General features: G+C 36.0%; 8 protein-coding genes. All 8 read left to right on the forward strand.

The window, feature by feature from the left end; genetic code table 11:
• Positions 1-178: 178 nt before the first annotated feature.
• The 8 genes from SLW70_RS09045 (at position 179) to SLW70_RS09080 (ending at position 15982) form a co-directional block, all read left to right on the forward strand.
• A complete protein-coding gene (locus SLW70_RS09045) occupies positions 179-1900 on the forward strand; it encodes a sulfatase (protein WP_320887986.1) in 1722 nt (573 codons plus the stop codon).
• 139 nt (positions 1901-2039) lie between these two features.
• A complete protein-coding gene (locus SLW70_RS09050; RefSeq protein WP_320887987.1) occupies positions 2040-3419 on the forward strand; it encodes a cellulase family glycosylhydrolase in 1380 nt (459 codons plus the stop codon).
• Positions 3420-3545: 126 nt separating this feature from the next.
• Complete coding sequence (locus tag SLW70_RS09055; protein ID WP_320887988.1) at positions 3546-5693, forward strand: glycoside hydrolase family 3 N-terminal domain-containing protein; 2148 nt, start codon at positions 3546-3548, stop codon at positions 5691-5693.
• 277 nt (positions 5694-5970) lie between these two features.
• Positions 5971-8736, forward strand: coding sequence for an alpha-L-rhamnosidase (locus tag SLW70_RS09060; RefSeq protein ID WP_320887990.1), 2766 nt, complete (start codon positions 5971-5973; stop codon positions 8734-8736).
• A 120-nt stretch (positions 8737-8856) separates the two neighbouring features.
• Entirely contained in the window at positions 8857-9192 is a 336-nt protein-coding gene (locus SLW70_RS09065) for a hypothetical protein (protein WP_320887991.1), read from the forward strand.
• A gap of 100 nt (positions 9193-9292) precedes the next feature.
• Complete coding sequence (locus SLW70_RS09070; protein WP_320887992.1) at positions 9293-11389, forward strand: polysaccharide lyase family 8 super-sandwich domain-containing protein; 2097 nt, start codon at positions 9293-9295, stop codon at positions 11387-11389.
• Between the two features lie 142 nt (positions 11390-11531).
• Positions 11532-14525 (forward strand): glycoside hydrolase family 2 protein, encoded by a 2994-nt coding sequence (locus SLW70_RS09075; RefSeq protein ID WP_320887993.1) that lies wholly within the window; start codon positions 11532-11534, stop codon positions 14523-14525.
• 86 nt (positions 14526-14611) lie between these two features.
• The gene (locus SLW70_RS09080) at positions 14612-15982 is read left to right on the forward strand and encodes a family 43 glycosylhydrolase (protein WP_320887994.1); all 1371 of its coding nucleotides are present in this window, start codon (positions 14612-14614) and stop codon (positions 15980-15982) included.
• Positions 15983-16038: the final 56 nt, after the last annotated feature.

The raw sequence follows: 16038 nt of genomic DNA on the forward strand, positions 1-16038 counted from the left end.
CTTTATAGCTGTTGTCTAAGGGAGGTTTTTTTTATTTAGAAGGGAACTTTAAACTCTATACAGTACAGTACAGGATAGATAAAGCTTATGCTATGCCTACTTTTAGAGACGAATATAAGAAACAATAAATTTCTTTACTTTTTTGCAGATAAATAAAGGAAGTAGAATTAGAAAAAAAATGATAAAGAAAAATTTTTTAGCAGTTGTGTCGCTAGGGATGCTTTTAGGTTTGCCTAGTAAAGCTTTAGTGTTTGCCCAAGAAAAAATAAAAACAGAAAAAAAACCTAATATTATTTTTATCCTCACTGATGATCAACGCTGGGATGCCCTGGGATATGTAGGCAATAAACTTGCATATACTCCTGAAATGGATAAATTGGCTAAGACAGGAACTTTTTTTCATAATACCATTGCTACAACTCCTATTTGTGCTGCAAGTAGGGCAAGTTTGATAAGTGGCTTGTATGAGCGCACCCACCGTTATAGCTTTCAATCTGATGAAATTAAGCAAGAATTCATGAACACAGCTTACCCTAAAGTGCTAAAAGAGGCTGGTTATCGTACAGCCTTGTTTGGAAAATTTGGGGTAAAATACAAGAATCTAGAAAGCTTGTATGATGTATATGATGATTATGATCGAAAAGCATCATTCCATGACAGACGCGGGTATTATTACAAAACTATTGGTAAAGATACCGTTCACTTAACTCGTTATACCGGACAACAAGCTTTAGATTTTATCGATAAAGCATCAAAAGACGAACCGTTTTGTTTACAGTTGAGTTTTAGTGCTCCTCATGCGCACGATTCGGCCAAAGAACAGTATTTCTGGGACAAAGAACAAGATTTTGTATTGAAAAACACTCAGGTTCCAGCTGCAAAATATTCAGACAATAAGTATTATGATGTACTTCCTCAAATTGTAAAAGATGGTTATAATCGTTTGCGTTGGACTTGGCGTTATGATACACCCGAGAAATACCAACACAGTGTCAAAGGATATTACCGCATGATTGCAGGTGTTGATATGGAAATCACTAAAATTCGTAAACAATTAAAAAAGAAAGGTCTGGATAAAAACACCATTATCATCGTAATGGGCGATAACGGATACTTTTTAGGAGAAAGACAAATTGCGGGTAAATGGTTGATGTATGATAATTCTTTGAAAGTGCCTCTTATTATTTATGACCCAAGGGTCAAAGAGCATAAGGAGGTACAGTCTATGGCTTTGAATGTGGATATTCCGGCGACAATATTAGACTATGCTGGCGTTAAAAAACCGGCGACTTGGGCAGGAAAAAGTTTAGCACCATTGGTTGAAAATAAAAATGCTGCAGCACTAAGAGACACCATACTAGTAGAGCATTTATGGGAATTCAAGAATATTCCGCCAAGTGAAGGTGTTCGAACAAATGAGTGGAAATATTTCAGATATGTCAATGACAAATCCATTGAAGAATTGTACAATTTGAAACAAGATCCAGATGAGGTTAACAATTTGGTTAAAGATACCAAATACCAAAGTGTATTAGATAAATTAAGAGCAAAATGTGACGCACTTATTGAGGAACATAAAGATCCTACTACTGGAGTTCCTTCCGCTTTGAAGACCGTTGTAACAAACAATGCACTTCAACCAGAGTTCAGTTGGGTATTGCCACAAGGTGCTATTTCGCAAAAATCGTATCAAATTTTAGTAGCTAGTTCAAAAGTTAATTTGGAAAAAAATATTGGTGATATGTGGAATAGTGAAGAGGTAATGAAGTCAAATACCTCGGGAGTTCAATATGGGGCGACTAACTTGAAAGCAGGTGTTACCTATTATTGGAAACTGAGAATTTGGGATAAGTACCACAGAACAGGAGAATATACAGAGATGAATCAATTTAAATTATAAAAAAAAAAAGAAAACCTCTATCAAAACCTTAGTGCTTTACAATAAGACCTAAGGTTTTTTAGTGCTACTCTGCCAAGACTGACAAAATCTAGTTTGTTTTGAGAGAATAGTTGTTAATCATTTTAATTCAATATAAATTATGAAAATAAAGTACAGCGTCCTGTTTTTTTTAGCAATGACATTTTCGGTAGTAGGACAAATAAAACACGGTTTACGTGATGAGCAAGGACGTCATATTATTCCTAGGGGGTATGTGGTGGTAACCAATGATGGAGAATTTACATCTGATGACTATTTACGCATGGTGCGAATGGGAGCAAATTACCAAGTCATCCGACTAGAGTTAGGAAAACTAAGTACTTTTCCTGGCGCTAAATTAGATAATAATTATTTGCTCAAATTAGATAATTTAGTCAATTTAGGTAAAAAAAATGGAATTAAAACTGTTTTTAAAATGACGGTTTATGGTGTTGAACATTTTTCATGGGAGCAATTTTGGTTGAACCAAAAACAGGAATATACAACCTATATTGACGCTTGGAAGCTGATTTGGAACCGCTATAAAAACGAAAATTTTGTGCTTGGTTATGATGTGGTGAACGAACCGCGAAAACTTACGATGGATATTTCATACGATGATTTGACTGCAAAATACCTAGTGCCGTTGTACCAAAAAATCATAGATGAAAGTCAAAAAATAAATCCAAATAAAAAAGTATTGATTCAGTCCATTTTTATGAATAAAGGAGAAGGGATGGACAACAATCAATATGCTGAAATTACGACAGCGGTTAATCGAAAAAATGTGGTTTTTGCACCCCATATTTATCAGAGCAATATGGATTTGGTAAAACCTGTGATGGATCGTTTTGATCGCGAATCGACGATGCTAAATGCTCCCATTTTTATAGGAGAATGGGGCTTTCCTACTTTTGCCAAAACGGATACCCTTATTAGTGGAAAGGTAGGGCAACTAAAATATACCGAATTGTATATGCGTACCGCCGAAGTCTTTGATGAAATGGGGGTAGGAAGCATTAAAGCTTGGTTTTCGGGAAATCCAAAAATGCAAAATTTCATGTCAGAAGGACCTTCAACCTGGGCCATTTTTAGTGATAAAAATGCCATCGGAACGGTAGAGCGTAAATACATTACTGATATCATTGCAAGACCTTATCCCCAAACGATTGCAGGAGATATTTTGAAATTCAAATTTGATTTTGCCAGCCGCACACTGCATGTCAACTTAAAATCAGACAATAGCAAAGGAACTTCGGTTGTTTTTGTGGGAGCCAATAGGCATTATCCAGATGGGTTTTCCATAATTTGTGATGACGCTATGATACTAACCTATGATCCTATCAAAAAAGAAGGACTTCAAATAGTAAAAAACAATACAAAAGCGACCGTTTCGGATTTTGTTTGGGACGAAATGCGCCAGCAATTAACAATTAAAAAATGGCCAGAGGATCAAAAAAATATCCATTTTAAAATAGCTCCAGGGATAGTTAAAAAATAACAATGAAAACAAATCTAGTTTTGTCGGATGCCCCACCACGATAAAGCAGGATAACTATTTGAATAACTTACACTAATTTTAGAAATTAGTATGGAGAGAATTAAAAACTATTAATATTATTTTACAATGATTAAATCAAATTCGTTATTTATTAAATTCTTTTTTGTGCTTGTAGCTGCCCATTTTCAAGCAGGATTTGCACAGCAATCGAATACTGAAATTGCTGCCAAGGTCAAAGTACTATTGGGAAAAATGACACTGGACGAAAAAATAGAACAATTAACGCAAGACGCTCCTGAAAACACACGCTTGGGTATTCCTATGATGAAATACAGTGAATGTTTGCACGGCCTGTGGTTAGACAATGCCACAGTATATCCGCAAGCGATTGCTTTGGGATCGACTTGGGAACCGAAATTGCTTCAGGAAATGACTACGCATATTGCTTTAGAAGCCAGAGCGGCTAATTTAACGCATTGTTATTCGCCTAATTTAGATGTAATTACGGGTGACCCTCGTTATGGTCGTGTAGAAGAATCCTATGGTGAAGATCCGTTTTTAGTTTCCAAAATGGGGGTTGCCTTTGTAAACGGACTTCAAGGAACGGGTAAAGAACGTTTTGATAAAAATCATATTATGGCTACGGCCAAACATTTTGTTGGCTATCCTGAAAACCGTCGTGGGATTAATGGAGGTTTTAGTGATATGTCCGAAAGAAGATTGTTTGAAATTCATTTGCCACCTTTTGAAGCTGTTGTAAAAGAAGCCAAAGTAGGTTCGCTAATGCCAGGACATCAAGATTTTAATGGTATTCCTATGCACATGAACAAACCGCTTTTACAAGGATTGTTGCGCGATAAATGGGGATTTGATGGTTTTATCGTTTCAGATAATAATGATGTTTTACGACTAAATTTAATGCATTCGATTGCTAAAGACAGAGTAGATGCTGCCATTTTAGGATTGAAAACAGGAGTCGATATGGACTTGGTAATTGGTAAAAGTTTGGAATGGTCCACTTATACAAATGCCGTTTTGAAAGAAGCCTTAAAAAGAGACCCTTCGATTATTAAAAATATTGACCAAAGTGTGAGCCGAGTTTTAACGGCTAAATACAGATTGGGTTTGTTTGAAACATTAGGAAAAACCTATCCAGATAAATTAGTTAGTAAGCCTGAAAGTCAAGCAGTATCCTTGAAAATTGCCAAAAAAGCAATCGTATTGTTGAAAAATGAAAACAACCTTTTGCCATTGGATAAAAACAAAATTAAAAGCATTGCGGTAATAGGGCCAAATGCTGATGAAAATAAACTGCCAAATGGAAAGTTTCCTTTGTTAGGTGGCTATACAGGCGCAGCTCCTTATTATGTTTCGGTTTTACAAGGAATTAAGGATAAAGTAGGGAAGGATATAAAAGTAAATTATGCCAAAGGTTGTGATTTATATACGGATTCTAAAGCTGGATTTGATGAGGCAATAAAAGCAGCTCAAAATTCAGATGTGGTTATTCTAGCTGTTGGTGGTTCTTCTCTTACTTGTGGCGAAGGAATCGATAGAGATAATTTAGATTTAATTGGCGTTCAAAATGAATTGGTAGAAGCAATTCATAAAACAGGAAAACCAATTGTAGCTGTGTTGATTAATGGGCGTCCTTTGTCCATCAATTTTATAGCTGAAAAAATTCCATCGATTTTAGAAACTTGGTATTTAGGCATGAAATCAGGTGAGGCGATTGCTGAAACTATTTTTGGAGACAACAATCCAGGAGGGAAATTAACCGTTTCTTTTCCGCGTTCGGTAGGGCAAATTCCGGTTACTTATTTGGAGAAACCAGATTTTGTAGGTTCAGGTAAAGGATTGTATAAGTTTGCTGATAAAACACCATTGTTTGCTTTTGGACAAGGAATGAGTTATACCACTTTTGAATATAAAAATTTAAAATTGGCTCAGCCGACCATTGCTGTTAACGGAAAAACAACAGTTTCGGTAGAAGTGACCAACACTGGCAAACGAGATGGTGACGAGATTGTACAAATGTACATAAGAGATGATTTTGCTTCTGTTGGAAGATACAACAAAATGCTAAAAGGTTTTGAGCGTGTTCATCTCAAAGCAGGTGAAACCAAAACGGTTCAGTTTGAATTGAATTTTGACAATCTATCGATTTACAATCAAGAAATGAAAAAAGTGGTCGAGCCTGGAGATTTTACCATTTCAGTTGGAGCTTCATCTTTAGCCAAAGATTTAACAGCAATTAAACTAACCGTAAAGTAATTTTCAAAATAAAAACCATTGAGAGATCGTTTTCAATGGTTTTTATCTAAAATCCTTGCCGATTTTCCCAATTTTAAAGGGAATAACAACCCAAAATAATCCGCTAAATTTTAAAATAATAATTGCTTTTTAAGGATTGGTAGTTAAGTGTTTTTTAAATAAAAGAAAGGAATATTTTGATTCTAAGTACCTTTACTAGTATCGTTTAAATGACTCAATTCGGCAAAATTAGGAATTCAAATTGTTTGGCTTATAATAACTAATTATTCTATAAAATATGAAAAAAAATGTTGGATTAGATTTTAAAAGTTTTTTGTTTCTAATCATTCTTATACCGTTTTCGATAGTATCTTTTGCAAAAACTGGTGTAGGTAAATTAGTTTGTGAGTATCATACCAATCCTATTGGGATTGATGTTTTAAAACCAAGATTTAGCTGGCAAATGATTGCAGATACACAAAATGCGAAGCAAGTAGCTTACGAAATCCGTGTGGCTAGTTCTGCTGAAAATTTGTCCAAAAAAAACAATCTACTTTGGACTTCTGGAAAAGTAGAAAGCGACCAATCCGTAAATGTGGCGTATCAAGGAACACCGTTGAAATCCATGCAAAGAGCTTATTGGCAAGTACGCATTTGGGATAATAAAAATAAAGTTTCAGAATGGAGCGGACCTGCTTATTGGGAAATGGGGATTTTAGAAAAAGATAACTGGAAAGCGTCTTGGATTACCATGAAAGACGAAGCCAAATCAACTACTTCGTTACCTGCTCAGTATTATCGAAAAGAGTTTTCAACTACCAAAAAAGTGAGTTCCGCAAGAGTGTATGTTACTTCTCTAGGATTGTATCAATTATTTTTGAACGGGAAAAAGGTGGGAGACCAACTTTTTACTCCTGGTTTTACTAGTTATAAAAAACGCATTCAGTATCAAACCTATAACGTAACTTCAATGGTGCAGCAAAAAAATGCCATAGGAGCAATGGTAGGCGATGGTTGGTACCGAGGCTATTTGGGTTGGGATGGATTGCGTGCCTATTATGGTGACCAATTAGGTTTATTGGTACAATTAAGAATAAACTATACTGATGGAACTAGCGAAACCATTGTAACAGACGACAATTGGAAAACATCTTATGGTGCTATTTTGAAAGCCGATATTTATAATGGTGAAAAATACGATGCCCGACTAGAAATGGACGGCTGGGTTAAAGCCAACTTTAATGATGCTAAATGGAAGCCAGCTGGAATCCTGAATCATTCTAAAGATATTTTAGTAGCTTCAAATGGCTTGCCAGTGAAAGCCACACAAGAAATCAAACCCATCAAAACGATTAAAACACCTTCTGGAGAATTGGTTTTTGATTTAGGACAAAACATCGTAGGATGGGCACGAATCAAGGTAAAAGGAAAAAAAGGCGATGTAGTGACTTTGAAATTTGCTGAGGTTTTGGATAAAGAGGGAAACTTTTTTACTAAAAACCTTCGTGCTGCCGAGGCAACTGATATCTATACTTTAAAAGGCGGAGCAGAAGAAGTTTTTGAACCTCATTTTACCTTTCATGGTTTTCGTTTTATAAAAGTCGAAGGGCCAATTGTACCAACTGCAGACCAAATTACAGGTATTGTAATTCATTCGGATATGAAGCAAACAGGGACTTTTACCTGTTCAGACCCTTTGATTAATCAACTGCAAAAAAACATACAGTGGGGACAAAGAGATAATTTCTTAGACATCCCAACAGACTGTCCGCAACGTGATGAGCGAGTAGGATGGACGGGCGATGCGCAAGTGTTTAGTATGACCGCTGGCTTCAATTTTGATGTGGCTTCGTTTTACACCAAATGGTTGAAAGATTTGGCTTTAGACCAACAACCTAATGGCGAAGTGCCGAACATTATTCCGGATATGTGGAATAACAAATTAGGAGGAGTTACGGCTTGGGGAGATGCTGCGGTGATTGTGCCTTGGACGGTTTATAAAACCTATGGTGACAAACGTATTTTAGAGCAACAATACGCGAGTATGAAAGGCTGGGTAGAATATATGGCTAAAAATGCTGGAGATGATTATTTATGGAATCAAAACCGTTGGCATTGGGGAGATTGGTTGGCTTTCCATTCGGATAAACCCGATTATGCCGGTGCTGTAACCGAAAAAGATTTGATTGCAACCGCTTATTTTAACTATTCCACTACTTTATTGAGTAAAATAGCGGCCATTTTAGGAAATACTGCTGATGCAACAAAGTATGAAAAATTAGCTGAAAATGTCAAAAAAGCATTCATCAAAGAATACCTAACACCTAATGGTAGATTGGTGTCACATACACAAACTGCTTATGCTTTAGCGCTTTCGTTTGATTTGATTCCAAAAGATTTGAGACAAAAATCGGCTCAGTATTTTGCTGATGATGTGAAGAAATTTGGTCATCTTACTACAGGGTTTGTGGGTACTCCTTTGTTGTGTAGTACGCTTTCGGCTATTGGTCGTGATGATTTGGCTTTTATGTTATTAAATCGCAAGCAATACCCATCTTGGTTGTATCCCGTAACACAGGGAGCGACAACGATTTGGGAGCGTTGGGATACCCAAAAACCAGATGGAACTATCATTGACGGAATGAATAGTTTTAATCATTATGCCTATGGAGCGATTGGTGAATGGTTGTACACGCATGTGGCAGGTTTGAGTATCGACCCTCAAAATCCTGGATACAAACATACTTTGTTTCACCCTCATCCTGGTGGAGGTTTGACCAATGCAAACGCTGAATTTATATCCTTATATGGTTTGGTACAATCCGCTTGGGAAATTAAAGGAAATGATTTTATTTATAAAGTGAGTATACCAGCCAATACGACAGGAACGGTTACTTTGCCTAAAGCAACATTGAACCAAGTACTTTTAAATGGCAGTGCTCTTAAAGGAGTACTGAAGAAAAATGCTAAGGAAGTTGATAATAATGTCCTTATTGTATTAGGCTCAGGTACTTATGTGTTTAGTTATCCGGGTGCGAAAAACATAATAGAAGTTTCTAAGTGATTTATTACGAAAGCTATAAATAGAAGTTTATCAGGATAGTTCAGGATGGGGAAGTGTTTTTTGTTTTTTAAATTAGTAAAGTCTTAACTTTTAATCTAATAATTAATTAAAAATACCACTATGAAAAAAGGAATTCTATTAATCTGTTTTGTGTTTGCATCTTTGTCAATGGTAGCTCAAGATAGATTCGAAACTGCAGCCAAAGAAACAGTAGCAAAAATGAATGAAGTTGTTTCTTTGTCAGATATACAACAAAAACAACTCTATGATTTAGAGTTGAGTAATAATAAAAAAAGAGCAGAAGTTCGTAAAGAAAATGAAGGCAATCAGTCAGTTATTCAAGAAAAAATGAAGGAAATAAATGTTGAGTCTTATGCTGCTACTCGAGAGATTTTAGGTGCTGCCAAAATGAAAGAATGGGCTGAATATAGAAAACAAGAAAGATCAAAAAAATAGTTATAGTTTAGTTTGTTTAGTTTGAAAAGGGAATCATTTTTGATTCCTTTTTTTTTTTGTACAATAGCTTCTTTATATTGAAGTGAAGAAATGAAAATTTATGAAAAAAATCTATTTACTAGTTGTTTTAGTGGTGTTTTCACAAGCTGCATTTTCACAGACAAAAAAAGAGTATCCGCTGGAATTACAGCAATTATTGAGCAACATTACAGAAAACTTTTTAGAAGATACAGTTTCCACTTCCGAAGTACATCATTTACTAGCAAGCTTAGATGCAAAAGGAGCTTGGCCAAGCATTGACTACAGCAGCCAACAAAGAGGAAGATGGCCTGTTTTAGATCATCTTTTGAATTTAAATCACTTGTCTAAAGCTTATTTGAAAGAGGGTTCAAATTATTACCAAAGTCCAGAATTGTTAGCTAAAATTCATCTTGCCTTAGATTATTGGTTGTCCAATGATTTTGTGAGTCCTAACTGGTGGTATCCCCAAATTGGAATTCCACAACAATTGGCTCCTATTTTGATTGTTATGGAAGATAATCTTTCAGAAAAACAGCTGCAAACGGGGGTAAAAATCTTGAATAAAGCCAAGATTGGTATGGGAGGACAAAACAAAGTTTGGTTGGCAGGTAATGTGTTGTACAAATCTTTGTTAGTTCGAAATATTGATAGCGTAAATATTGCATCAAAAGCTATTCAAGGTGAGTTAAGAGTTTCTACAGATTTAGGAATTCAACCCGATAATAGTTTTCACGAGCATGGCGCCATGTTGCAACAAGGGAATTACGGTTTATCGTATTTAGGTGATATGATTCAGTGGATTGCTGTTTTGCGCCATACGCCTTTTGCTTTTGATGAAGAAAAAGTAGCCATTATTCGGGAATTTGCTCTTGATGGAACCCAGTGGTTTTTATGGAAAAAAAACTTTGATATTGGTGGTAGCGGTAGGCAATTGTTCCAAGGCGAATTGGCTAAAAAGCAAAATGCCATTCTGAAAAATTTCAAACAATTAGAAAAATTAGATCCTGAGTTTGCATCCGCTTATAATAAAGCACAAGATTATAAAAGTTTGTCGGGGAATAAGCATTTTTGGACTTCGGATTTTCATATTTCTCGAACTCCCAATTATTTGTTTACGCTCAAAATGTCTTCAAGCCGTGTGAATGGTTATGAAACAGTGAATTTTGAAAATATGTTGGGGTATCATTTAGGAGGCGGAATGACTTTATTGTATCAATCAGACAATGAATATTTGGATGTTTTTCCTTTTTGGGATTGGAAAAAATTGCCCGGAACAACGATTATTCAGGATGATGCTCCTATTCCTGTATCCAATGCTTGGGGTTATAAAATTGAAGGTGATTTTGTAGGCGGCGTTACAGATGGAACCAATGGACTTGCGGTTTTGCAATACAATCGTGGCGGTTTAAAGGCTAACAAAGCTTGGTTTATGTTGGACAACCAAATTGTGTGTTTAGGAAACGGCATAACAGCTGATACGCCTTTTAATGTGACTACAGGAATCAACCAAGTATATCGCAATGGAGCAATTATAGTAAATAACAAAAGGAACATACAAAAAATCACAGGCAAACAGGATTTTACCAATCCTAGCTGGATTTTACACGATAAAGTAGGCTATCTTTTTCCTTCGGGTGGTAATCTCAGTTTGGTTGCTGATACCGTTTCAGGTTCTTGGTATAAAGTGGCGCAACGTTACAAAGACGAAACCATCAAAGCGGATATCTTTAATGTATATCTCAATCATGGAACCAAACCAAAAGAAGCAGACTACCAATATATTTTGGTTCCCAATGCGACGCAGCAACAATTAATTCAATTAGAGAAAAAGCTTTTATTCGAAATTAAGAATGCGAAAAGCCAACAAATTGTTAGTCGTAAAGATGGAAGTCTGGCAGGTATTGTTTTTTACGAAGCAGGTAAGGTGGATTTGTTCGGCGGAATTTCAGTGAGCGAGCCTTGTTTGTTATTAGTTGAAAAACAAGATAGCGGATTGAAAGTTTCAGTTAGTGACCCAACTCATAAATTAATGACCATTCGTATTGCTTTCGATAAAAAATACAAAGACAAGCAATCAGTAGTTGAAAATAATCAATCCATCCTGAATGTTTCTCTGCCTAGAGCTGATGAAGCGGGTAAAACGGTATCATTTATTTTAAGTAAAATGAATTATTAAATTAATAAAAAAAGCACTTCTGTACAGTACAGTGCAGGACAGCTTTGCGGTAGTTCTTGTTTATTTTTAGCCTTCATTATTTTCTTAAATCAATCACGATTTGAATACTAACCAAAATACCAATAGTTTTAAAGTAATAAAAATGACAAATACGAGTAGTTTTTCCAGTAGTTGGAGCAAATTTTTATGGACGATTTCCCTTTTAATTTTGACAAGCCTTTCGGCGAATAGTCAGAATTTTAAAGAGATTTCCAGAGGGAACCGTACGAAGTATAATTTTAATCCCGATTGGAAGTTTATTAAAGAAAATCCCAAAAATGCGCAAGAGCTAAACTTTGATGATTCATCATGGAGTACTGTGAGTTGTCCGCATACTTTTAATGATGTGGATACTTTTGATGATTTGAGTTTAGGAGGTCATCATGGAGAGAAAAACCAATGGAGAGGGACGGTTTGGTATCGCAAGCATTTTAAATTACCTGTTGCCGATAAAGGGAAAAAAGTTTTTATCGAATTTGAAGGTGTACGCCAAATTGCAGATGTTTATATCAACGGAACTTACATTGGTACAAACCGTACTGGTTTTATTGCATTTGGTTATGATATTAGCCAATATATTAAATATGGAAGTGCGGATAATGTGATTGCTGTTAAAGTGAATAATGACCGTAAAAGCGATAATTTTAGAGACAACGATCCTTTAGTTTGGAACCATGAACACTGGCATCCAACACATGGCGGAATTTATCGCAATGTTTTTCTACACACCACTGATTTGTTACATGTGACCCTGCCTTTGTATGACAACATGAAAACAGTAGGAACTTATGTGTATGCTGAAAATATAAGTGAAAAAAGTGCAGATGTTACCGTTACAGCCGAAGTGAAAAATGAATACAATTCTGGAAAAGAAATTATTTGTGAAGCCAAAATTATTGATGCTAACGGCAAAGTAGTGAGTACTTCAGCCTCATCCAGAAATCTTAAAGCAGGTGAAAAGTTTGTTTTTTCTTCTACTGCCAAAGTGCTGAATCCTCAGCTTTGGTACACTCGTAAACCGTATATGTACAAGGTGTTGACGGTTTTGAAAGAAGGTAAAAAAGTAATAGATACGTACGAAACTCCATTAGGAATCAGAAGTTTTGAATTTAATAAAGATTCGGGTTTTCATAACAATGGCGAATATGCTAAACTACACGGATGGGGTCAAAAACCAACCAATACTTGGGCGGGTTTAGGAGCTGCTTTGCCAGATTGGTTACGTGATTTTACCTATAAATTAATGGACGAAGCGGGTGGTAATTTCATTCGTTGGGGACATTGTGCTGCCTCTCCATCAGAGGTAGATATGGGAGATAAATATGGTTTTGTAACCTTGATGCCAGGGGTTTCAGGAGAATCACAAGACGAAGGTGAAACTTGGGATATTCGTATTGCCGCTTTTAGAGACATGATTGTTAAGTTCCGTAATAATCCTTCTATTTTTATTTGGGAAGGCGGTAACTGGGCCGAAACCGAAAAACATTACCAAGAAATTCTAGACATTGTTAATACCTATGATCCTAAAGGCAAAAGGTTGATAGGGAACAGACGTTCTGATTTAAAAATAGAATCCGAAAAATACTTGACTATCGAAGTAGGTACCGAAGGTTGGCAAAGAGAATTTGCTAGTTTACCCATTATCGAAAGTGAATACATGCGTGATGAAGCGCCTAGACGTATTTGGGACAAATATTCTCCCGACGATAATTTTTGGAACAATCCTAACTTATATAAAAACACTTACCAAATAGGTTCAGAAGAATTTGCGGTGCGTCAAGCAGACCATTGGTGGAATAAAATGGGAAAAAAAGTGTATCATTCTGGTGGTGCCAATTGGGTTTTTTCTGATGGACCACACGGAGGACGTAATCCTACTGAGGTAACCCGAGCTAGTGGAGAAGTAGATGGTGTTCGTTTGCCTAAAGAAGCATTTTATGCCTTAAAAGCCATGTGGAGACCAGAACCTCAAGTGCACCTAATTGGGCATTGGAATTATACCCAAGGAACAAAGAAAGATATGTATGTGATTTCCAATTGTGCTGCTGTTAAAATGTACATCAATGGTAAATTGATTGGAACGGATGATACAGCTGAAAATGGGTATGTGTACCAATTTCCTGCTGTGGCTTGGGAAGCGGGTGAAATAAAAGTCGAAGGTTATGTAGATAATAAAGTATTGGTGACGCAAACTAAGAAGACAGTAGGTGAGCCAGTAGCCATCAAGTTAACTCCAATTACCGGTCCAGAAGGATGGAAAGCAGATGGTTCAGATATCGCTTTGGTGGACTTTGAAGTGGTTGATAAAGACGGAAACCGTTGTCCGCTAGATGCTGCTCGTGTTGATTTTACCATTTCAGGTCCTGCCATCTGGCGTGGTGGATACAATAGTGGCAAAGCTAATAGTACCAACAACCTATATTTAGATACAGAATGTGGTATCAATCGTGTAGCTGTTCGTTCTTTATTAAAAGCAGGTCAAGTGACTATTACTGCAACAAGACAAGGATTAAAACCAGCAACAATTGTTTTGAAGTCTCTTCCTGTGGATATAAAAAATGGTTTGACACTAGAGATGCCTCAGGTGTATAAAAATGTTCCCAAAGAAGAGCCTATGCCCATACACACGCCAGCGATGCCAGCCTACGATCCAGCTGAAAATAATACAAGTAAATTGTTTACTAAATTCAGTTATACAGGAGATGCCAAAGCGATGTTGCGCACCACAATGGATTGGGGGAAAAAGGCCTATACCGATTTAGAATACAATTATACTGTAATCCCAAATTATTTAAGAGGAGCAGAATATGTTAGAACCCCTGATTCCGATAAGAGATATTGGGCTCGTGATCAATTGCAATTTGTTGCTGGTGTGGATATGGAAATTTATGTAGGCCATGATGACCGTGTGCCAAGACCTGAATTCCTGAAAAAAGAATATGTAGATACAGGTGACGATATTGATTTAGGTGGAGTGAAAATGTCCTTATTTAAACGTACCGCCAAAGCGGGAGAAAGCATCATTATGGCTGGAAATACTGAAGGTGATGCACCAAAAGATTGTCGTATGTATGTGGTGATTGGAAAGAAAAAATAGTTGTTTATTTTTAGTAGTTAGTAGAAAATTGCATAAGTGTTTAACGCTTATGCAATTTTTAATTAGGGCATAAAAAAAAGTAGATTATGGTAAATAATATGAATTGTTTTAAAGAAAAAATAGTTGGCTTTGGGGTATTCCTCATCTCATTTGCTGTGCTGGGGCAAAATCCTATTGTAGCCAATCAGGGACTTAATGACCCTCATATTCATATTTTTGACAATAAAGCCTATGTTTATGCTTCTCACGATACATCTATAGACAACAAAGGTTTTTTGATGGAAGATTGGTGGATATGGTCATCACCAGATTTAGTCAATTGGAAAAAAGAAAGTGTGTTAAAACCTGAGCATACTTATATTGGAAAACCTTTTACACAATGTTGGGCAACTGATGTGGCATATAAAAACGGAAAGTACTATTGGTATTTCTCAGAAGGCAATGAACAAACAGGTGTTGTAGTGGGAGATTCGCCAGTAGGGCCTTGGAAAGATGTTTTAGGAAAGCCGTTGTTGACTTCAGATATGACTCCTACACACGAATACGATATAGGATTAATTGAAGATAACGGTAATCATTACATCATTTTTGGGGTTTGGGATTATTATATCGCTAAGTTAAACGACGATATGATTTCGCTTGCCGAAAAACCAAGAAAATTAGAAATCAATAATCCAAGAGGGCCGTATAATTTAGATGGAAAAAATCTAAAAATGCCAACAGATGATAAGCCTTTTATGCACAAGCACAATGGGAAATTTTATTTGTCTTGGGGTATCTTTTATGCCATGTCGGATTCTGTTTATGGTCCTTTTGACTACAAAGATCAAATCATGAAAAAAGAGAGTTTTGCCCAAGGATTTGATAGTCCTACTTGGCCTCATGGATTTCAACAAGGGCGCCATGGTTCTTTTTTCGAATGGCACAATCAAACCTATTTTGCCTATTGTGATATTAGTCAAACGGGTAATCGCTATTTTAGAGATACATTTATTAGCTACATCCATTATAAAGCCAATGGCGAAATAGCAACGATTAGGGTTGACGGTATTGGAGTAGGGAATTACAACGCAAACGAATCAAAAATAGAAGCTGAAGATTATTTTGATGCTGATGGGGTTCAAAAAGTAGAACTGAAAGAAAACGATTTTGCTATTCAAACACTAAAAGAAAACAGCTATATCGGTTTTACCAATATTAAAAATCTAAAAGATAAAAAGGCTATTTCTTTTAAAATTGCTTCAGATTATAAGACAACTTTTGAAATTGAAATACGAAAAGAAAGTCTTAACGGAAAAGTTGTAGGGAATTATAAATTCAAGACAAAGGGTAGTGGTAAGTTGGAAGATTTAAAATGTGAGTTGAATGGACTTTCGGATAAAGAAACGCTCTATTTTAAAATTAAAACACCTAAAAACGAACAAATAACAATTAACTCTTTTTCGTTTTTGAAATAATAAAATGAAATAATGCTTTGTTCAATTTTCATTACAATTTGGTAACTCAAATATTA

Origin of the sequence: Flavobacterium sp. NG2, assembly GCF_034119845.1 — a bacterium.
Classification (GTDB): domain Bacteria; phylum Bacteroidota; class Bacteroidia; order Flavobacteriales; family Flavobacteriaceae; genus Flavobacterium.